17 protein-coding genes are annotated in these 20,334 nt (G+C 67.5%); 12 read left to right on the forward strand and 5 right to left on the reverse strand.

All coding sequences use genetic code 11. The features are described from left to right. Positions 1–36: 36 nt before the first annotated feature. The 4 genes from Sp245p_RS06090 to Sp245p_RS06105 are packed head-to-tail and all read left to right on the forward strand — an operon-like array spanning position 37 to position 4,792. Entirely contained in the window at positions 37–357 is a 321-nt protein-coding gene (locus Sp245p_RS06090; protein WP_014240968.1) for a flagellar biosynthetic protein FliQ, read from the forward strand. Then, positions 354–1,124, forward strand: a complete 771-nt coding sequence (gene fliR / locus Sp245p_RS06095; protein WP_014240967.1) for a flagellar biosynthetic protein FliR — start codon at positions 354–356, stop codon at positions 1,122–1,124. The genes Sp245p_RS06090 and fliR overlap by 4 nt, the downstream gene beginning before the upstream one ends. Before the next feature lie 15 nt (positions 1,125–1,139). Continuing rightward, positions 1,140–2,216, forward strand: coding sequence for a flagellar biosynthesis protein FlhB (gene flhB / locus Sp245p_RS06100; protein ID WP_014240966.1), 1,077 nt, complete (start codon positions 1,140–1,142; stop codon positions 2,214–2,216). A 50-nt stretch (positions 2,217–2,266) separates the two neighbouring features. Then, positions 2,267–4,792 carry a hybrid sensor histidine kinase/response regulator gene (locus Sp245p_RS06105; RefSeq protein WP_014240965.1) on the forward strand — a complete coding sequence of 842 codons (2,526 nt, stop codon included), beginning with the start codon at positions 2,267–2,269 and terminating at the stop codon, positions 4,790–4,792. 27 nt (positions 4,793–4,819) lie between these two features. Here the strand turns inward: Sp245p_RS06105 and Sp245p_RS06110 are convergent, their stop codons facing one another. Further along, positions 4,820–5,323 carry a class I SAM-dependent methyltransferase gene (locus tag Sp245p_RS06110; RefSeq protein ID WP_014240964.1) on the reverse strand — a complete coding sequence of 168 codons (504 nt, stop codon included), beginning with the start codon at positions 5,321–5,323 and terminating at the stop codon, positions 4,820–4,822. Positions 5,324–5,591: 268 nt separating this feature from the next. Here Sp245p_RS06110 and recA point away from each other — a divergent pair, with 268 nt between their 5' ends. Beyond that, complete coding sequence (recA, locus tag Sp245p_RS06115; RefSeq protein ID WP_014240962.1) at positions 5,592–6,671, forward strand: recombinase RecA; 1,080 nt, start codon at positions 5,592–5,594, stop codon at positions 6,669–6,671. 447 nt (positions 6,672–7,118) lie between these two features. Beyond that, positions 7,119–9,788 (forward strand): alanine--tRNA ligase, encoded by a 2,670-nt coding sequence (gene alaS / locus Sp245p_RS06120; RefSeq protein ID WP_014240960.1) that lies wholly within the window; start codon positions 7,119–7,121, stop codon positions 9,786–9,788. Between the two features lie 23 nt (positions 9,789–9,811). Here alaS and Sp245p_RS06125 read toward each other — a convergent pair whose 3' ends face one another. Beyond that, positions 9,812–10,210: an Mpo1-like protein gene (locus tag Sp245p_RS06125; RefSeq protein ID WP_014240959.1), complete on the reverse strand. Its 399-nt coding sequence runs from the start codon at positions 10,208–10,210 to the stop codon at positions 9,812–9,814. A 116-nt stretch (positions 10,211–10,326) separates the two neighbouring features. Here Sp245p_RS06125 and Sp245p_RS06130 point away from each other — a divergent pair, with 116 nt between their 5' ends. After that, positions 10,327–11,172, forward strand: coding sequence for an AAA family ATPase (locus tag Sp245p_RS06130; RefSeq protein ID WP_014240958.1), 846 nt, complete (start codon positions 10,327–10,329; stop codon positions 11,170–11,172). A 155-nt stretch (positions 11,173–11,327) separates the two neighbouring features. On the opposite strand, the gene Sp245p_RS06135 is transcribed toward Sp245p_RS06130, so the two are convergent. Then, positions 11,328–12,023 (reverse strand): NlpC/P60 family protein, encoded by a 696-nt coding sequence (locus Sp245p_RS06135; RefSeq protein ID WP_109138407.1) that lies wholly within the window; start codon positions 12,021–12,023, stop codon positions 11,328–11,330. A gap of 641 nt (positions 12,024–12,664) precedes the next feature. On the opposite strand from Sp245p_RS06135, the gene Sp245p_RS06140 reads away from it, so the two are divergent. The 3 genes from Sp245p_RS06140 (at position 12,665) to Sp245p_RS06150 (ending at position 14,615) form a co-directional block, all read left to right on the forward strand. Continuing rightward, positions 12,665–13,567 (forward strand): pyridoxal-phosphate dependent enzyme, encoded by a 903-nt coding sequence (locus tag Sp245p_RS06140; protein WP_244947632.1) that lies wholly within the window; start codon positions 12,665–12,667, stop codon positions 13,565–13,567. Between the two features lie 100 nt (positions 13,568–13,667). Next, complete coding sequence (locus Sp245p_RS06145; protein WP_082188168.1) at positions 13,668–14,018, forward strand: hypothetical protein; 351 nt, start codon at positions 13,668–13,670, stop codon at positions 14,016–14,018. A gap of 99 nt (positions 14,019–14,117) precedes the next feature. Then, complete coding sequence (locus Sp245p_RS06150; protein WP_014240955.1) at positions 14,118–14,615, forward strand: DUF6803 family protein; 498 nt, start codon at positions 14,118–14,120, stop codon at positions 14,613–14,615. A gap of 43 nt (positions 14,616–14,658) precedes the next feature. Here Sp245p_RS06150 and ccoG read toward each other — a convergent pair whose 3' ends face one another. Beyond that, entirely contained in the window at positions 14,659–16,125 is a 1,467-nt protein-coding gene (gene ccoG / locus Sp245p_RS06155) for a cytochrome c oxidase accessory protein CcoG (protein WP_014240954.1), read from the reverse strand. A 108-nt stretch (positions 16,126–16,233) separates the two neighbouring features. After that, entirely contained in the window at positions 16,234–16,785 is a 552-nt protein-coding gene (locus tag Sp245p_RS06160; RefSeq protein WP_014240953.1) for an HD domain-containing protein, read from the reverse strand. A gap of 67 nt (positions 16,786–16,852) precedes the next feature. Between Sp245p_RS06160 and Sp245p_RS06165 the strand changes: the two genes are divergently transcribed. Continuing rightward, positions 16,853–18,046: a vWA domain-containing protein gene (locus tag Sp245p_RS06165; protein ID WP_014240952.1), complete on the forward strand. Its 1,194-nt coding sequence runs from the start codon at positions 16,853–16,855 to the stop codon at positions 18,044–18,046. Positions 18,047–18,525: 479 nt separating this feature from the next. Then, positions 18,526–20,217: a methyl-accepting chemotaxis protein gene (locus Sp245p_RS06170; protein ID WP_109138409.1), complete on the forward strand. Its 1,692-nt coding sequence runs from the start codon at positions 18,526–18,528 to the stop codon at positions 20,215–20,217. The last annotated feature ends 117 nt before the right edge of the window (positions 20,218–20,334 follow it).

Genomic DNA, 20,334 nt, shown 5'->3' on the forward strand with positions numbered 1-20,334 from the left:
GCGGATCCTGAGCACACGTGCCCTGAGCGAAGCATCATGAGCGAAACCGACGTCATCGAGATCTGCCGCACCTCCATCGTCACGCTGGTGTTCGTGGTGGCGCCGGTTCTGGTCGCCATGATGGTGGTCGGCACGATCATCTCGGTGTTCCAGGCCGTCACCCAGATCAGCGAGCAGACTCTGGCCATGGTGCCGAAGGTCCTGCTGGTCTTCGGCCTGTCGATCCTGCTGATGCCCTTCATGCTGGGCGAGTTGCGGTCCTTTTTCGAGCATGAGGTCGCCGACCGCATCGTCGCCATCGGCACCGGCGTGAACACGGTCCCCAACGCCGGAAACCTTCCCGGCGGCGGCGGATGAACCTGCTTCAGCAGTTTCTGGGCGACCAGATCTTCCTCTGGTTGCTGGTCTTCGCGCGCGTCGGGACAGCCTTCAGCATCATGCCGACCATCGGCGACGCCTTCGTCTCCACCCGCACGCGCCTTCTCTTTTCCGTTGCGGTCAGCGTTCTGGTGGCGCCGGTGCTGGGCGACCGCATGCCGCCGATGCCCGACAACATCTTCCGCCTGTTCGTGCTGATCGCCGGGGAGGTGACCGTCGGCATCTTCATGGGCACCGTCGCCCGCCTGCTGATGGGCGCCTTGGAGGTGGCCGGGACGATCATCGCGCTTCAGTCCGGCCTGTCGAACGCCCAGATGTTCAACCCGGCCATGGCGTCGCAAGGATCGCTGCCCGGCGCCCTGATGGGGTGGCTGGGGCTGCTGCTGATCTTCATCACGAACCTGCACCATCTGCTGATCATGGCGGTGGTGGACAGCTATTCCACCTTCGCGCCGGGGGCGGCGATCCCCATCGACGACATGGCGAACGTGGTCGGGCAGCTGGTCGGCAAGTCCTTCATGCTGGGCGTGCAGATGGCGGCGCCGTTCCTGATCTCCGGCATGCTGTTCGCGCTGGCGCTGGGTCTGCTGAACAAGCTGGCGCCGCAGATCCAGGTGTTCTTCCTGTTCACCTCGCTCCAGGTCGCGCTGGGGCTGTTCATGTTCGCCCTGACGCTGGCCGCGATGATGATGTTCTGGCTGACCCATTTCGAGGCCGCCTTCGTCGATTTCCTGAGACCGGGCTGAGCGGGGAGAGATCCGGTGTCCGAAGACGCGGATGAATCATCCAAAACAGAAGAACCGACGCAAAAGAAGCTCGACGAGGCCCACAAGCAGGGCCAGTTCGCGATGACCCAGGAAATCGGCAACTGGCTGATGATCGCCGCGGCGCTGGTGATCCTGGTCACGACCCTGCCCGGAACGCTGAAGGGCATGGTGCCCCGCCTGAACTTCTTCTTCGAGCATCTGGACCAGATCCCCATGGACCAGGGCGGGGTCGGCGCGGTGCTGATGCGGGTGATGAAGGACATCCTGTGGGCGCTGTGGCTGCCGATCCTGTTCCTGCTGTTCGCCGGGGTGATCGGCACCATCGGGCAGAAGGGCTTCAACGTCTCCTGGGAGCTGATCGCGCCGAAATTCAGCAAGCTGAATCCGATCTCCGGCATCGCCAACATGTTCAGCGCCCAGAAGGGCGTCGATCTGCTGAAGAGCCTGGCCAAGGTCGCGGTGGTCGGCATCGTCGCCTACATCGCGCTCCAGCCGATGATGCTCACCATCGAGCATTTCATCGGCATCGACATGATGCTGCTGCTCCGCGAGATGGATGGCCTGACCTTCCGGCTGCTCGCCGGCGTTCTGGCCATCCTGACCCTGATCGCCGGGGCCGACCTGTTCTGGCAGCGCCACAGCTTCGACAAGAAAATGCGCATGACCAAGCAGGAGGTGAAGGACGAACACAAGCAGGCCGAAGGCGACCCGCACGTGAAGGGACGCATCCGCCAGTTGCGGTTCGAGCGGGCGCGCAAGCGCATGATGGCGGCGGTGCCCGGCGCCGACGTGGTGGTGACCAACCCGACCCACTTCGCCGTCGCGCTGAAATACGACTCCACCACCATGGGTGCCCCGATGGTGGTGGCGAAGGGCGCCGACGCCGTCGCCTTCAAGATCCGCGAGATCGCCGAGGAGAACGGCGTGCCGGTGATGGAGAATCCGCCCCTCGCCCGTGCGCTCTATGCCGCATGCGATATCGACGAGGAGGTTCCGTCCGAGCACTATCGCGCGGTGGCGGAAGTCATTACCTATGTCTTCAAGCTGAAAGGACGCGCGGTGCGGAACTGAGGACCGTTCCCGGACCTTTCCTTGCGGCGAACGGCTGACCTGGAGTTCCGGTGGACGACACGACCTCTTCCTTTGCCGACAGCGCTCCCGCCGGCCACCGCCCCGATGGTGCCGCGGGGGTGGGGGAACGGCCCGGCGGCGGCTTCGCCACCGCGGTTCTGGCGGCCCTTCTTCTGGCCGGGCTGGTCGCTGCGGGGGCTGGGGTGGTTCTGGACCGCGATCCTGTGGCATGGGCCGGCCTGACCACCGCGGGAGCTGGAGCCTTGGCTTTGGCGATCCGCATGGTCCGCGCGCGGCGGCGGGTGGCCCGCGTCGGTTCCCTGCTGGGCAGCGCGCTGGAGGGGCTTCCCTCCGGCCAGCTCGTCTGCGACGGCGCCGGGCATGTGGTCTTCGTCAACAGCACCTTCCGCTCGCTGACCGGCTGGAGCGAGGGCGAGCCGCCGCTGCGTGCGCTCGAACGCCAGTTCGCCGACGATGCGGACAGCGCCGACGCCTTCCGCCGCCTGTGCGAGCGGGTCAAGGGCGGCTATTCCGGCTCCATAGAGCTGGCGGTCCGCCAGCAGGGGCGCGCCGCCGAATGGCGCCGCATCCAGGGCCAGCCCATCGACGGGCACGCCGGGGCGGTGATGTGGCGTGTCGAGGACATCACCGCGCGGCGCGAATTGGAACAGGTGACGCGGCGCGAGCAGACCCAGCTCGTCGATTTCATGGATCACGCGCCGATCGGCTTCTTCTCGGTGGACCAGGACGGGCACTTCCAGTTCGTCAACGCGACCCTGGCGAAGTGGCTGGGCTGCGCGCCGGAGGATCTGGTCGAGGGCGGGCGCCGCCTTCACGATGTGCTGGCCCATCCGCCCGCCTCCTCCGCTCCCTACGACCTCCTGGAGGGCGGCGGATTGGAGCAGCGCGGCGAGATCGCCATGGACGGGCTCCAGGGCCGCCGCTTCCAGGCCTATGTCGCGCAGAGCGTGGTGAGGGGCGAGGACGGGCGGATTTCGCACACCCGCTCCGTCGTGCGCGACCTGACGCCGGAACGCGAGTGGCAGGAGGCCCTGCGCCTGTCCGAGCAGCGCTTCCAGCGCTTCTTCGAGGACGCGCCCATCGGCATCGCCCTGGTGGATGAGGTTGGGCGGCTGGCCGAGTGCAACCAGGCCTTCCTGGCGCTGATCGGCAGCGAGGCCGGCAACGTTCTCGGGCGGGGCATGGCCGACCTGATCGTCCCGGCGGAGCGCGCCATGGTGACCGAGCGGCTGACCGCCGTGCAGGGCGGCTCCGACCCCGCCGCCCCGCTGGAGGTGCGGCTGACCGGCGGGCGCGAGCTGGTGGCCCAGCTCTACGCGCGGCGGCTCGGCGGGGTGGGGCCGGAAGGGGCGGCGGGGCTGATCCTGCATTTCATCGACATGACCGAGCGCAAGGGGCTGGAGGCCCAGTTCGCCCAGTCTCAGAAGATGCAGGCGGTCGGCCAGCTGGCCGGCGGCGTCGCCCACGATTTCAACAACCTGCTGACCGCGATGATCGGCTTCTGCGATCTGCTGCTGCTGCGCCACAAGCCGGGCGACCAGTCCTTCAGCGACATCATGCAGATCAAGCAGAACGCCAACCGCGCGGCCAACCTCGTGCGCCAGCTCCTGGCCTTCTCACGCCAGCAGACGCTGCAGCCGCGCATCCTCAGCGTGACCGACGTGCTGGCCGAGCTTGGCAACCTGATGCGCCGGCTGATCGGCGAGAACATCGAGCTGAAGATGCTCCACGGCCGCGACATCGGCTATGTGAAGGTTGACCAGAACCAGCTGGAGCAGGTGATCATCAACCTCGTGGTCAACGCGCGCGACGCCATGGCCGGAGGCGGGCGGCTGACCATCGTCACCTCCAACCATGTGGTGGAGCAGGCGCAGCGCCGCGAGCACGAGACCATTCCGGCCGGCGACTACGTGTCCATCGAGGTGATCGACACCGGCTGCGGCATTCCCAAGGAAAATCTCCAGCGCATCTTTGAACCCTTCTTCACCACCAAGGGCGTGGGGTCGGGCACCGGGCTGGGGCTGTCCACCGTCTACGGCATCGTTCGCCAGACCGGCGGATTCGTGCTGGTCGAATCGGAGAAGGGGGAGGGGACGACCTTTACCATCCTGCTGCCCCGCCACAAGGGCGAGGCCCGCCCCGACCAGGGCGAGCCGCGCGAGCGGCGCGGCAGCGACCTGACCGGCTCCGGCACCATCATGCTGGTGGAGGACGAGGACGCCGTGCGCGTCTTCTCCGCCCGCGCGCTGCGCAACAAGGGCTATCAGGTGCTGGAGGCCAAGAACGGCGAGGCGGCGCTGCAGCAGATCGGCACGGACGGCAGCCGCATCGACCTGCTGATCACCGACGTGGTGATGCCGCAGATGGACGGGCCGACCCTGGCCCGCCATGTTCGGCAGGTGCGGCCCGACATGCGGGTGATCTTCATCTCCGGCTACGCCGAGGACCGTCTGGGCGAGATCGACGGGGTCGAGGTCGCCCACTTCCTGCCCAAGCCCTTCTCCCTGAAGCAATTGGCTTCCAAGGTGAAGGAGGTCATCCGGGACGGCAAATAGCGGCGGCCTGGGAGGCTGCGGCGCCGTCTAGCCGACGCGCCAGCCGTGATAGGCCCAGCGTTCGGTTCCCGGAACGTCGAGAGCCTCCCACCCGTGACGCCCGGCGCCGATCGGGCGGTCCGACAGGACGAGTGCGCCCTGCGCCAGGAAGGGTTCGATCAGCCCGCCGATCCACTGGCGGATGCCGTCCTCGTCGTCTTCCTGCGCGCTGCCGATGTCGGCATGGGCCAGCCGCACCGCACCGCGGAAGAGCTCGGCCGCGGCGGGCAGCGTGTCCCGGAAATCGCCGAGGAGCAGCCGGTCCTCGTCCGGGCGCAGGGCGGTGGGAACGCGCGCCCACATGTCGAAGACCAGGATGTCGCGCGGCGGGAACAGGCTGCGCAGATGGTCGTAGGTGCGGCCCTTGCCCAGACCGATCTCCATCACCAAACCAGGGGTTCCCGCAACGCAGCCGGCGGCCCAGCCGAGGGCGACGCGCTGGGTGATGAGGCGGTCGATCATGCGGTCGAGCGTCGAGTGGACGGTCGTCATGCGTGGCTTTTCGGGGTGTCGTTGGCGGAGCATCTCCTCATGAACGCAGCCGCTGGAATTCCGTTGCATCGCCCTCGGACGGTCATGGTGCCAGAGGCGAATGGTCATTGCACGGCGCCGGATCGTTCCTAACTTGCGATGAGAACATTCGCGGAACTTAGGGCTTTGCGCAGGGGAACAAAGCTGGTACATTCCCTCTCACCGAATGACCGTTGGTGAGATCGTTGGCCCTGGGGCCGCGGATGTGATCTAACAAGGGGAGACGGGCATGTCGTCCGCACAGCTTCGTTTGGTCGAGAAGGATTCCATGGATAAGCAGAAGGCCCTGGATGCCGCTCTGGCGCAGATCGAGCGCGCCTTTGGCAAGGGCTCGATCATGAAGCTCGGCGCCCGCGAGAACACGGTCGAGACGGAGGTCGTTTCCACCGGCTCTCTCGGCCTCGATATCGCGCTGGGCATCGGCGGCCTGCCGCGCGGCCGCATCATCGAGATTTACGGGCCGGAAAGCTCGGGCAAGACGACGCTGGCGCTGCACGCCATTGCCCAGGCCCAGAAGGGCGGTGGCACCTGCGCCTTCGTGGACGCGGAGCACGCTCTGGACCCGTCCTACGCCCGCAAGCTGGGCGTGAATGTGGACGAGCTGCTGATCTCCCAGCCCGACGCCGGTGAGCAGGCGCTAGAGATCGCCGATACGCTGGTGCGCTCCGGCGCCGTCGACGTGCTGGTGGTCGACTCGGTGGCAGCCTTGGTGCCGCGCGCCGAACTGGAAGGCGAGATGGGCGACAGCCACGTCGGCCTGCACGCCCGCCTGATGAGCCAGGCGCTGCGCAAGCTGACCGGCTCCATCGCCAAGTCGAACTGCCTGGTGATCTTCATCAACCAGATCCGCCTGAAGATCGGCGTGATGTTCGGCAACCCGGAGACGACGACCGGCGGCAACGCGCTGAAGTTCTACGCCTCCGTCCGTCTGGACATCCGCCGCATCGGCGCGATCAAGGACCGCGAGACGGTAGTGGGCAACCAGACCCGCGTGAAGGTGGTGAAGAACAAGATGGCACCGCCGTTCCGCGTGGTCGAGTTCGACATCATGTACGGCGAGGGCGTGTCGAAGGTGGGCGAGCTTCTCGACCTCGGCATCCAGGCCGGCGTGGTGGAGAAGTCGGGCGCTTGGTTCAGCTACGACGGCACCCGCATCGGCCAGGGCCGCGAGAACGCCAAGAACTACCTGCGCAACAACCCGGCCACGGCCGACGCCATCGAGGCGAAGATCCGCGGCAACGCCGGCCTCGTCGCCGACGCCATGATGGGCACCCCGGAGGCCGACGGCGAGGCCGCCACACCGGAGTGATCCCGGACGGCAAGCCGGTTTCTCTGCGTGAAAGCCCCTCTCCGGTTTGCCGGGGAGGGGCTTTCGCCGTCTTGCCGGGCGGCTGGAAAGACCTTACATTCAGGCTGGGCGGACGGGTGTTCCAGCACCCGTCCGCCGGCCCGGTCCTAGCGGTTCAGGATCTCAAGCAGCAGCTTGAGCGCCCGCAACAGCAGGATCAGGAGTTCGAGGATCTTTCTCATCCGTCGAGCCTCCTTGCTGGCGGCGGGGCGGTGGCCGATTCCACCGCCCGTCCGCGCCGACGATCATGCAAATGTGTGGCGCTCCGTCCACGCGGCCTGTCGCCGCGCAGGGGAGTGGCGGGCACTCGGTGGACAGCCACCGCAAGTCACGTTAAAAGCACGGTTCGGCCGCGAACAAGGCCGCGCCGCCGATTGTAGCCGACCGTAGCCGGAGCCTGGACAGCTTATGAAGACCGCCAACGACATCCGCCGCACGTTCCTGGACTTTTTCGCGAAGAACGGCCACCAGATCGTGGAGTCGTCGCCGCTGGTTCCGCGCAACGACCCGACGCTGATGTTCACGAACGCCGGCATGGTGCAGTTCAAGAACGTCTTCACCGGGGCGGAGCAGCGGCCCTATTCGCGCGCCACCACCTCGCAGAAGTGCGTGCGCGCGGGCGGCAAGCACAACGACCTGGACAACGTCGGCTACACGGCGCGGCACCACACCTTCTTCGAGATGCTGGGCAACTTCTCGTTCGGCGACTATTTCAAGGACGACGCGATCGCCTTCGCCTGGAATCTCGTGACGAAGGAGTTCGGGTTGCCGGCGGACAAGCTGCTGGTCACCGTCCACAGCTCCGACGAGGACGCGGCGGGCATCTGGCGCAAGGTCGCCGGCCTGTCGGACGACCGCATCATCCGCATCCCGACCGATGACAATTTCTGGCGCATGGGCGACACCGGCCCCTGCGGCCCCTGCTCGGAGATCTTCTTCGACCACGGCCCGCACATCGCCGGTGGTCCTCCGGGCTCGCCCGACCAGGACGGCGACCGCTTCATCGAGATCTGGAACCTCGTGTTCATGCAGTATGAGCAGCGCGGTCCCGACGACCTGATCGCCCTACCGAAGCCGTCGATCGACACCGGCATGGGGCTGGAGCGTCTGGCCGCCGTGCTCCAGGGCAAGCACGACAACTACGACATCGACCTGATGCGGGCGCTGATCGTGGCCTCCGCCGAGGCGACGAAGACCGCGCCGGACGGCCCGCACGCCGTCTCGCACCGCGTCATCGCCGACCATCTGCGCTCCTGCTGCTTCCTGATCGCCGACGGCGTGCTGCCGTCGAACGAGGGCCGCGGCTACGTGCTGCGCCGCATCATGCGCCGCGCCATGCGCCACGCCCACATGATCGGCGCCCGTGAGCCGCTGATGCACCGCCTCGTCCCGGCGCTGATCCAGCAGATGGGCGACGCCTATCCGGAGTTGAACCGGGCCCGCGCCCTGATCGTCGAGACGCTGAAGCTGGAGGAGACCCGCTTCAAGCAGACGCTGGAGCGCGGCCTGCGCCTGCTGGAGGATGAGGTCGGCCGCTTGGGCGAGGGGCAGCCGCTGCCCGGCGACGTCGCCTTCAAGCTGTACGACACCTACGGCTTCCCGCTCGACCTGACCCAGGATGTGTTGCGCACCCAGGGCCGCCCGGTCGACGAGAGCGGCTTCAAGGCCGCCATGGACGAGCAGCGCCGCAAGGCCCGCGAGTCCTGGGCCGGCTCGGGCGAGGCGACGACCGAGAAGCTGTGGTACGAGCTGAAGGACGAGCTGGGCGCCACGGAATTCTTCGGCTACGACACCGAGGTCGCCGAGGGCAAGGTGACCGCCATCGTCAAGGGCGACGCCCGCGTCGAGCAGGCCACCGTCGGAGACGAGGTGCTGGTCATCGTGAACCAGACGCCCTTCTACGGCGAGTCCGGCGGTCAGGTCGGCGATGCCGGCGTGATCTTCTCCGCCGAGGGCACCGAGGTCGCCGTCTCCGACACCCAGAAGAAGCTGGGCGCCGTCTGGGCCCATGTCGGCACGGTCACCAAGGGCACGCTGAAGGTCGGCGACGTGGTGGAGCTGCGCGTGGACACGGAGCGCCGTTCGGCCATCCGTGCCAACCACTCGGCCACCCACCTGCTGCACGAGGCGCTGCGCCGCCGTCTGGGCGAGCATGTCACCCAGAAGGGCTCGCTGGTCGCCCAGGAGCGCCTGCGCTTCGACATCAGCCAACCGACCGGCCTGACCCCGGCGGACATCGCCGCGGTCGAGGACGAGGTGAACCGCCGCATCCTCGGCAACAGCGAGGTCGTCACCCGCCTGATGTCCCCGGACGAGGCCCGCGCCTCCGGCGCCATGGCCCTGTTCGGCGAGAAGTACGGCGACGAGGTGCGCGTCGTCTCCATGGGCGGCCCGCACGGTGAGCTGGACCGCGACTACTCGATCGAGCTGTGCGGCGGCACCCACGTCCGCCGCACCGGCGACATCGGCCTGTTCACGATCGTCGCCGAGGGCGCCGTCGCCGCCGGCGTGCGCCGCATCGAGGCGCTGACCGGCACCGGCGCGAAGGCGTGGCTGTCGGAGCGCGACCATCTGCTGACCGAGGCCGCGTCCGTCCTCAAGGTCCGTCCGGAAGACGTCCCGTCGCGCCTCGCCGCCCTGGTCGACGAGCGCAAGAAGATGGAGCGCGAGCTGGCCGAACTCCGCCGTCAGGTGGCCATGGGTGGCGGCGCCAAGGCGGACGGCGGCAACGAGGCCAAGGACATCGCGGGCGTGAAGTTCGCCGCCCGCGTGGTCGAGGGCCTGCCGGCCAAGGACCTGAAGCCGATGGCCGACGAGCTGAAGAAGCAGGTCGGCTCCGGCGTGGTCGTCCTGATCGCCTCCAACGAGGGCAAGGCGTCCATCGTCGTCGGCGTCACCGACGACCTGACGGCCAAGATCAGCGCCGTCGATCTGGTGCGCGTCGGCGCCGAGGCTCTGGGCGGGAAGGGCGGCGGCGGCCGTCCGGACATGGCCCAGGCCGGCGGTCCGGACGCCGCGCTGGCGCCCGCCGCCGTCGAGGCCATCGAGAAGGCGCTGGCGGCGAAGGCCGCCTCCTAACCAGCACCGGCGAAGGTCGCCTCCTAACCGCGCCTGTCGTCCGAGCGCACCGGCTCCAACACGGGTGCGCTCGGCGGATGCTGGCGAATAACGAGGCTGGGGCGGTCGGGAATGCCGTAGCGCCGGTATTCCCGCGCCAGCTGTCCCGTCAGGGCCAGCCCGGCCATGCGGACGTCCGCGGCCAGCGAGGCCAGCGGCGCGTCCAGCGTCTTGGGACGGTTGCGCTCCACCAGGAAATGGCCCAGCCACGCCGCGCCGTAGCCGACCAGCGGCGCCGCCACGAGCGCCCGCCAGTCCCGGCGGGCCAGTCCCACCCCAAGCAGGGTCGCCGCCGACAGCGTGCCGGCGACGTGCAGTGCCCGGTTCGTCGGGTTGCGGTGCTGTTCCAGATAGTCGGGCCAAAAATTAGGATCGGTCGCCATGGCGGACTCCTTCCGCGGGGGAACGCCGGGCGGCTCGCGGCGGTTCCGTCTTGCATGATGCCCGCCGTGCTGGAAGGATGCGCGGGTCAACGAACGATACCGCGGAACCGACTGGCATGCGCTTCACCGGCACCGACTCCTACGTCGCCACCGACGATCTGATGGTGGCCGTCAACGCCGCCATCACGCTTGAGCGCCCGCTGCTGGTGAAGGGGGAGCCGGGCACCGGCAAGACCGTGCTGGCCCAGGAGGTCGCCCGCGCCCTGAACAAGCCGCTGCTCGCCTGGCACATCAAGTCCACCACCAAGGCGCAGCAGGGGCTCTACGAGTACGACGCTGTCAGCCGCCTGCGCGACAGCCAACTCGGCGAGGAGCGGGTGCACGACATCGGCAATTACATCGTGCGCGGCAAGCTGTGGGAGGCGTTCGAGGCGCCGGAGCCCCCCGTGCTGCTGATCGACGAGATCGACAAGGCCGATATCGAGTTTCCCAACGACCTGCTGCTCGAACTCGACCGCATGGAGTTCCACGTCTACGAGACGCGGCAAACGGTCAAGGCGGCCCGGCGCCCCCTCGTCATCATCACGTCGAACAACGAGAAGGAACTGCCGGACGCCTTCCTGCGCCGCTGCTTCTTCCATTACATCCGCTTCCCCGACCGCGACACCATGGAGCGGATCGTGGACGTCCATTATCCCGGCCTGAAGCAGGACCTGCTGCGCGAGGCGATGTCGCTGTTCTACAGCCTGCGTGAGGTGCCGGGCCTCAAGAAGAAGCCGTCCACCTCGGAACTGCTCGACTGGATCAAGCTGCTGATGGTCGAGGACGTGGACCCCGAGACCCTGCGCGCCAAGGACGCCCGCAGTCTGATTCCGCCGCTGTGCGGTGCGCTCCTGAAGAACGAGCAGGACGTTCACCTGCTGGAACGGTTGGCTTTTCTCGCCAAGCGGGAAGGGCGCTGAAGCGAACTTCCGTTCGCTTTAGACTCATATCGCCTCATTCGCCGGCAGGCTCCGGTCGCATGTGCGACCGGGACCGCCGGCGCGGTCCAAAGCGGATTGCAATCCGCTTTAGGACGGCGGGCCGGTTCTCCCAACCCACCGTCCTCCAGTGGCTCCTAAACCTCGTTCTCGGACACTACGGCGTCTCCCAGGGCGGAGGCCATCAGCGTGCCCTGAGGCAGGTCGGGCGACGTCACCGGCCAGCGGGCATCGAGGAGACGATTTCTGGCGATCCTGGCGATGCTGACGCTGTTGGACTGGTTCCCGCCAAGAACGTGGAAGGCGTCCTTGTCCATGCCGGCGCAGAAGCCCACATGCCCCTCCCATCCGGTCTTCGAGCCCCGCCAGAACACCAGAATCGCTCCCCAGGACGGGATGCAGGTCTTTCCGGCCTTGAGCCAATTGCGAGCGCCGAGCGGGTTGTTGGGAAGCGCCTCCAACGGAAGGGTGGCGCCGATGCAATGCGCGACGAACAGGCCGCACCAGGGAACGTCGTCGTCCGGGTAGTGAAGGTCGAGGTCGTCGGCCCATTGCAGAATTTCCTTGTTCGATCCCCGGCCGGTCACTTCCCTGGTGCCCATCAGCCGCTTGGCTTCGTCCATCCAGACCAGCGTGTCGGTGACGCCGGGCGGGGCTGCGTTCATGAAGAGCGCCCGCGCCGTATGGGGACCGACCACACCGTCGGGGGCGAGCCCGCGCGCCTGTTGGAACGCGATGACCGCCGCGATGGTCTTGCGGCCCCAAACTCCATCCAGGGACCCGGGATCGAATCCCTGGGCCTGAAGCGCCGTCTGAACCGCGAGAACGTTCATCCCTTCCCTCCATGATTACTTTTGTGTGCAGATATCCTGGCGACCCCGTCGCGGGTGATGATGTTTAGCGGGGGAAATCAATTATCAGTCAGGCAAACTTACTTTGCCAAACGTGAAATTGACCCAAATGGTTGTAGTCATCGTCCTTCTTGACGAGGGAATCGCAGCCACTGAGCTTTCGGTTGTGGGCCGATCGCTGCCATCAGGCGGGAAGGTGGGGCGGAAGGGCTTGACTGCGGTCGCCCTTCTGGGGCAGCCTCGACGCATGCAATCGACCCCGCACCTGAACCGAATGCGAATTACCGCCCCGGCGCTCTGACAGAGGGCGCCGGACCGCGAGCGTTCGTTTTCGCAATCTGGTGTGGAGTGTGGCGTGTCCGTGCGCCCTGGGTCTTCCGGAACCCGCAATCCGGTTCATCACCGTTCCCTGATCCGTTGCTTCACGCGTGCGTTGCGCCAGCCGGCGGAGCGAATGCGGGGCTCCGCGCGAATTATCGTCCCGGTCCGCTGACGCGGGCCGGGTTTCGCGCCTTCCTTTTCCGCCCCCCGTTCGTTCCCTCCGCCCGAGGACTCCCGCGATGCCGTCCGCGCACGCCACCCGTCTGCCTGCCGTTTCCTGTCGCCGCGACACCGAAGACCGTTTGCCGTCCTGGCTCCCCCTCTCCGCCATCGAGGACGCCGCCGAGCGTTTGAGCGGGCGGATCGTCCGCACGCCGCTGCTGCCGGCTCCGGTGCTGGGGCGTGACGTCTGGCTGAAGGCGGAGACCTTCCAGGCGACCGGCGCCTTCAAGGAGCGCGGCGCCCTGAACCGCCTGCTGCGTCTGACGGCGCTGGAGCGCGCGGCGGGCGTCGTCGCCATGTCGGCGGGCAACCACGCCGCCGGACTGGCGCTGCACGCCCAGCGGCTCGGGGTGGCGGCGACCATCGTCATGCCGGTCACCGCTCCGCGCTGCAAGGTGGAGCGGACGGAGGCGCTGGGTGCCGAGGTCGTGCTGTCCGGGGCCAACGTGGGGGAGGCGAAGTCCCGCGCGCTGCAACTGGCGGCGGAGCGGCGGCTGACCTTCGTGCACCCCTACGACGATCCGGACGTGATCGCCGGGCAGGGCACGGTGGGGCTGGAGGTGCTGGCTGACCGCCCGGACCTCGACCGGCTGGTGGTGCCGGTGGGCGGCGGCGGTTTGCTGGCCGGGATGGCGGCGGCGGTGAAGGCGCGCAAGCCCTCCGTCACCGTGGTCGGGGTGCGGCTGGCGCGCCGGCGGGGGCCGACCTTGGCCGACGGGATCGCGGTGGACGCGCTGGGCAAGCTGCCGCAGGCCCTGCTGGCCGGCTTCGTGGACGCCCTGGTCGAGGTGGAGGAGGCGGAGGTCGCGGCGGCGATGCGGACCCTGCACGGCTCCTTCGGCATGGTGGCGGAAGGCGCCGGGGCCGCCGCGGTGGCGGCGCTGTTGGCCGGGAAGGTTCCGGCGGAGGGGCGGACCGTCGCCGTGCTGTCCGGCCGCAACGTGGATTCCGACACGCTGGTGCGGACGCTCGCCGCGGCTTGATCGACATCAAAGACCGCGGGGCCGGGACAGGCCCAGGATCATCCTGCGGGCACACCGTCCGGAAGACGGTGGCCTCGCAGGCAAAAGGCCGGTTGTCCCCGTGGCTCGTCTGGTGTCCCTCCTCGCGCTTGTGGTTCTGGCCGTCGGGCTTCTCGGCGGTGCCGCACCCATGCGCATGGCGGACCTCCCGGCGCCGCACTGCGAGTCCACCGCGGTGCAGGACGCCGCGGACTGCGACATCCACCACTCGACGGACAGTCCGCTTCCGGGAAAGACCCATGCACACGGCACCGCCGGGTGCCTGTGCCTGAGCGGGGCCTGCGACCTGACCGGCCTGCCGGCCCGGATCGGTGTGCCCTTCGGCCATCGCCTCGCGACCCTGCTTCCTGGTACGGACACCGAACCCGCCGCCACCGTCCACGCGCCGCCGCTGCCACCGCCGCGCGCCTGACTCCCGCCGTTCCGTCGCCTTTTCCCCGACCTGCGGACGTACCCGGTCTTACGCCGATCGAGGCACCGGCGCGCCCGCCGAACACGCGCGAGTCACCCCATGACCATGACCCACTACATGGAACTGCTGGCCGTCAACCAGCCCTGGAACCTGCTGATCTTCATGGCGATTCCCGTCATCCTGGCCGAGACGGTGGCGATCAGCGAACTGTACCTGCTCTACACCCGTGACTATGACGGCCCGGTGCGGCGGCTGAACCGCTGGGCCGGCATCACTGTCGGCGTCTATTTCACGGGCGTCTTCATCCATCTGATTCAGAACGCCGTCGTTCCGCTGACCGTATCCGGCGGCTGGCGCGGGCCGGCGGACGTGCTGGCGGTGGGCTTCTACCTCGCCGGCATCGTCCCGCTCGGCGGCATCGCGCTCCTGGACCTTGGGCTGATCGGCCGGGGCCGCGGCGAGCAGGGCCGCATGGCGATCCACGCGGCCCTGGTCGGGCTATTCCTGATCGTCGCCCACATCGCCATGATCTTCGGAATGCTGGACCCGACGCTGCTCACCGGTGCCGCCGCGGCTGGCGGGCACACGATGCACTGAGCGGATGCGGACCGTCCCTCTCCCACCCCGGGAGAGGGACTTTTCAGGGCGCCATGAACACGCTGCGGTGCCGGCCGATCTCGCCGCTGGTCAGGTCGCGCGCCAGCACCGTCACGTCGGTGGACCCCGGCGTCGCGGCGCCCCGCGGCACGCGGACGAAGATGCGGTAGGTCGCCACCGAATCCGCTTCCGCAGCGAGCGTCAGCGAACTTCCCGACTGGGCGTCCACGCTGGCGACCGACAAGTCGGCGTTCGCCAAACCCTCCACCGACAGGCGGTAGGTCCGTGCTTCGTGGGTCTTGTTCAGAATCTTGATGGTGTAGGCGTTCTGCACGTCGCCGTTCGACTGCTGCACGTAGAGCGGCGCCCGGTCGCGCAGCACGCTGACGTCCAGCGTCGGGCGCAGCGCCAGGGAGATCGCCATGGCGCCGGCCACCACCAGAATGATGAGCGCGTAGATCACCGTGCGCGGGCGCAGCAGCCGCACCGGGGCGGCCTGACCGTCGGCCCTGGCGACTTGGTTGGAGCGGGTGTCGAACAGGATCAGGTCGCCGGGGCGCCCGACCTGGGCCATCACGTCGTTGCAGGCATCCACGCACAGGCCACAGCCGATGCAGGAGATCTGCTGGCCCTTGCGGATGTCGGTGCCGGTCGGGCAGACATGGACGCACAGCTTGCAGTCGATGCAGTCGCCCAGCCCCTCCGCCGTCCGCTCCTCCCAGCTCTGCGTCTTGCGCAGCGGCGCGCGCCCTTCGCCGCGCCAGTCCTGGTAGGTGACGACGTAGGTGTCCTCATCGACCATCGCCGCCTGGAAGCTGCGCCACGGGCAGACGTAGATGCAGATCTGCTCGCGCGCCCAGCCGGCGAAGAAATAGGTGGTGGCGGTAAACAGCCCGGCGAAGGCCAGGACCTTCCACGACACCTCGCCCGTCGCGATCTCGCGCAGCAGGGTCGGGGCGTCGTTGAAGTAGAAGATCCAGGCGCCGCCGGTGACCAGGGAAATCATTAGCCAGATGGCGTGCTTCGACGCCTTCAGCCCCAGCTTGCGCGCCGACAGCGGTGCCTTGTCGAGCCGGATGCGCTCGGTGCGCGGGCCTTCCAGCTTGCGCTCCACCCACATGAACAGGTCGGTCCAGACCGTCTGCGGGCAGGCGTAGCCGCACCAGATGCGGCCGAGCAGGGTGGTGGCGAAGAAGATGCCGAAGGCGCCGATGATGAGCAGGCCAGTCAGGTAATAGACCTCCTGCGGCCAGATCTCGATCCAGAAGAAGTAGGCGCGCCGGCCCACCATATCGACCAGCACCGCCTGATCGGGAATTCCCGGCCCGCGATCCCAGCGCAGCCAGGGCGTGACGTAATAGACGCCGAGCAGGACCGCCAGCGCCAGCCATTTCAGCCGGCGGAAGCGGCCGTGGACATCGGCGGCGTAGACCTTGGGGCGATGCACGAACCAGCGCTCGCGCGGCTGGTCGGCGTCGTGGGCGGCGGGGGCCGGAGAGGAGAGGGACATGGCGTGCGACCTTGCTTTGACGCGGCGGTCAACCTAGCCCCTCTTTTATAAGCCTTCCGTGATGTAGTCACACTGCGGTAAATCAGCCACCGCGGCGGCGAAAAGGGTCTAGACCGCCTCGCCGCGCAACTCGGCCAAGCCGTCCTCATAGGCGCGGTCGAACAGGGATTCCAGCCGTGCGTCGGTGCCGCGCAGGCCGGCGACGACCGCGTGCGCCCATTCGAAATACTCGATCTTGCGCTCCAGCGGCCAGTCGGCGGGCGGGCTGTGCGCCATGGAGCGCAGGTTGGACACCTTGTCGGCCAGCTTCACCAGCTTGGCGCGCGAGGAGGCGGTGGGGGCGGCGTCGATCTGCCGTTGCTTGCGCTCCGCCTTGCGCAGGCGCTTGTCGTCGGTGGTCTCGGCCACGACGCCGGCGACCTCCGCCCCGAAATGCTGCTCGATCTCCTCGTAGGAGGCGTCGGTGTCCTCCAGCGTGTCGTGGAGCAGTGCGGCGATGACCACCACCGGGTCATTGCCCGCCGTCGCCTCGGCACAGAGGAACGCCACCTCCGACAGGTGGTTGAGGTAGGGCTCGGCGCGCACGCCCTTGCGGCGCTGGTCGATGTGCTTGTGCGCGGCGAACTCCAGCGCGCGGGCGAAGTCGAGAAGGGCTGTCATGGCGTTCCTGGCGGGTCGGCGCTACGATGAGGGCGGATGGGGACGAAACCCCACGGGGGGAAGCGGCATGTTCACGGGATTCTTCTTCGAACTGCGCAAGGCGGGCGTGCCGGTCTCGCTGAATGAGTACCTGACGCTCATGGAGGCCATGAAGCGCGGCGTCGCCGACTTCCGCGTCGAAGACTTCTATTACCTCAGCCGGGCCTGTCTGGTGAAGGACGAGCGCAATCTCGACCGCTTCGATCGCGTGTTCGGGCAGGTCTTCAAGGGGCTGGAAGGGGCGGAGGGCGCCGGGGGCGACGAAATTCCTGTGGTCGATCTGCCGGAGGAATGGCTGCGCAAGCTCGCCGAACGCTTCCTGACCGACGAGGAGAAGGCGCAGATACAAGCCCTGGGCGGCTGGCAGAAACTCATGGAGACGCTGGCGGAGCGGCTGGCCGAACAGAAGGGGCGGCATCAGGGCGGCTCCAAATGGATCGGCACCGCCGGAACCTCGCCCTTCGGCGCCTACGGCTACAACCCGGAGGGCGTGCGCATCGGCCAGAAGGAATCCCGGCACCGCCGCGCCGTGAAGGTGTGGGACAAGCGGGAGTTCAAGAATCTGGACGATCAGGTCGAGATCGGCACCCGCAACATCAAGGTGGCGCTGCGCCGCCTGCGCAAGTTCGCCCGCACCGGGGCGGCCAGCGAGTTGGACCTGCCCGGCACCATCCGCGCCACCGCCAGCAACGCCGGCTGGCTGGACCTGAAGATGGTGCCGGAGCGGCACAACACGGTGAAGGTGCTGCTCTTCCTCGACATCGGCGGTTCGATGGACGACCACATCCGGCTGGTCGAGGAGCTGTTCTCCGCCGCGCGGGGCGAGTTCAAGCATCTGGAGCACTTCTACTTCCACAACTGCGTCTATGAGAGCGTGTGGCGCGACAACAAGCGCCGCCATGACGAGCGCACCCCGACCTGGGACGTGCTGCACACCTATCCCGCCGACTACAAGCTGGTCTTCGTCGGCGACGCGGCGATGAGCCCCTATGAGATCGCCTATGCCGGCGGCAGCGTCGAGCATTGGAACGAGGAGCCGGGGCAGGTCTGGCTGCAGCGGATGCTGTCCGTCTACAGCCGCGCCGTCTGGCTCAACCCCACGCCGGAATCGCGCTGGGGCTACACCGAGAGCACCCGCATGCTGCAGCGGCTTCTGGACGGGCGCATGTACCCTCTGACCTTGCAGGGACTGGACGCCGCGATGCGCGAGCTGGTGCGGTAACGGCGCTGTCCGGCACCGTCTTCGACAGTCGATTGGGTCGCGTGGAAACGGACGGTGCGAAGCAGCGTCCGCCGACGCGATGCGTCACGCCAGTGATCGCTCTGTCGGGCAAAACGCCGAAGGGGGCAGCAGGCGGCTCCAGATTAATTTGCAATTTTTGGCTGAGACTGTGTTGCGCGGATGCGCGTCTTCTTGCTGGACTGTCTCAGTAATTGAACGAATTTCTTTGCATTCCAGAAAACAAGATGCCCGAGTCGCAAAGTTAAGTATCTGAATAATCCTCCAATCGGTATCTCTATACGATACAAATGCGGTCAGGCTTTCGTTTGTTTTAAACATTGATCGTCATTTTTGCGGCTTTCCGGCAACATTGAGCAGCAAACGGATATTGCGAATCATTCTACCTTGAATGCATACGATTGCATTCATGAACATGAATTTTCTTGTTCACAGCATGCAGTCGGTGAGGGTCAGGGAAAATGGAGGGTCTTCTTGCGCGCATCAGCATCAGCGGCAAAATCTACAGCGTTGTCGCGATTCTGGGTGTGGTGGCTGCCATCATTGGTGGCGTCGGCTCGTTTGGAATGCAGACCTACGACGACAAGTTCGACCAGATTCAGAACTGGTCCCGGCGCGCCCTGATCAACGAACAGATCAACAGCCTAATTTACAAGGTCGTCATGGACAGCCGCGGCATCTACGCCGCGGATGGGACGGCGGACGCCACGCCCTACGCCAAGAACATCGTCGGCGCCACCGGCGAACTGGAAAAGCTCGTGGCCAAGCTCGAAACCCTGCTGCCTCCGGATAGCAAGGCCGCCTTCGGCGAGACGCAGCAAACGGCGCGCGCCTTTGTCCTGCACCGCAACGAGGTTGCCCGCCTTGGAATGGAGGTTGGCCCGGACAAGGCGCGTGAGCACGGCGACACCCCCGAGGCTCGCGCCCTGCGCAGCAAGCTGGGCCAGTTCCTGGAGAAGGCCTCCGAACGCAACATGCAGGGCATCGACAAGGCCAACGAGGAACTGACCGCCGTGAACAGCCTGATGACGACGCTCATGATGGTCGTCGGCATCGGCGGTGGCCTCGGTGCGCTGGCGTTGAGCGTCCTGGTCGCGCGCATCGGCATCTCCCGCCCGATCGCCGGGATCACCGACGTCATGGCCCGTCTGGCGACCGGCGACACCTCGGTGACGGTGCCGGGCCTCAGCCGTGGCGACGAGATCGGCGGCATGGCCAAGGCGGTGGCGGTCTTCAAGGACAACGCCGTGGACCGCGAGCGCATGAGGGTCGCCGAGGAGGCGGAGCGCCGGGCCAAGGAACGGCGCACCCACGCCGTCGAGGAACTGGTGCAGTCCTTTGACCGGAACGTCTCCGGCATCCTGCGCACCGTCGCCTCCGCCGCGACGGAACTGGAGGCCACGGCACAGAGCATGCTGACGACCGCCGACCAGACCAAGGGGCAGGCGGCCAGCACGGCGGCCGCGGCCGAACAGGCCTCGGTCAACGTGCAGACCGTCGCCGCGGCGACCAACGAGCTGAGCGCGTCGATCAACGAGATCAGCGGTCAGGTGACCCGCTCCACCAACATCGCCAGCCACGCGGTGGGCGAGGCGCAGCAGACCAACGAGCGCGTCCAGGGCCTCGTCGCGCAGGCGCAGCGGATCGGCGACGTGGTGAAGCTGATCACCGACATCGCCAGCCAGACCAACCTGCTGGCGCTGAACGCGACGATCGAGGCGGCGCGCGCCGGGGAGGCCGGCAAGGGCTTCGCCGTCGTGGCGTCGGAGGTGAAGAACCTCGCCAACCAGACCGCCAAGGCGACGGAGGAGATCGCCTCCCAGATCGCCTCCATGCAGGAGGCCACCGGCGGGGCGGCGGCGGCCATCAACGGGATCGGCGACACCATCGGCACGATCAGCGAGATCGCCACGATCATCGCCTCGGCGGTGGAGGAGCAGGGATCGGCGACCGGCGAGATCGCCCGCAACGTGCAGCAGGCCGCTCAGGGCACCCATCTGGTGACCACCAACATCACCGAGGTCAGCGACGGCGCCACCCAGACCGGCTCCGCCGCCACCCAGGTGCTGGGCGCCGCCGGGGAGCTGTCCCGCCAGTCGGAGGTCCTGCGGACGGAGGTTGAGCGCTTCCTGGCCGGCATCCGCGCCGCGTAAGGATGGTTCGGGGGTGTGCGAGGAAGCGCACCCCCGCCCATTCTCATCCTGAACGGACCGAACGGCGTTTGCCGGACCGAAATCCCGTTTTTATCGTCACGGCCATTCGCGTTCGAA

It is taken from the genome of Azospirillum baldaniorum (assembly GCF_003119195.2).
Taxonomy (GTDB): Bacteria; Pseudomonadota; Alphaproteobacteria; order Azospirillales; family Azospirillaceae; genus Azospirillum; species Azospirillum baldaniorum.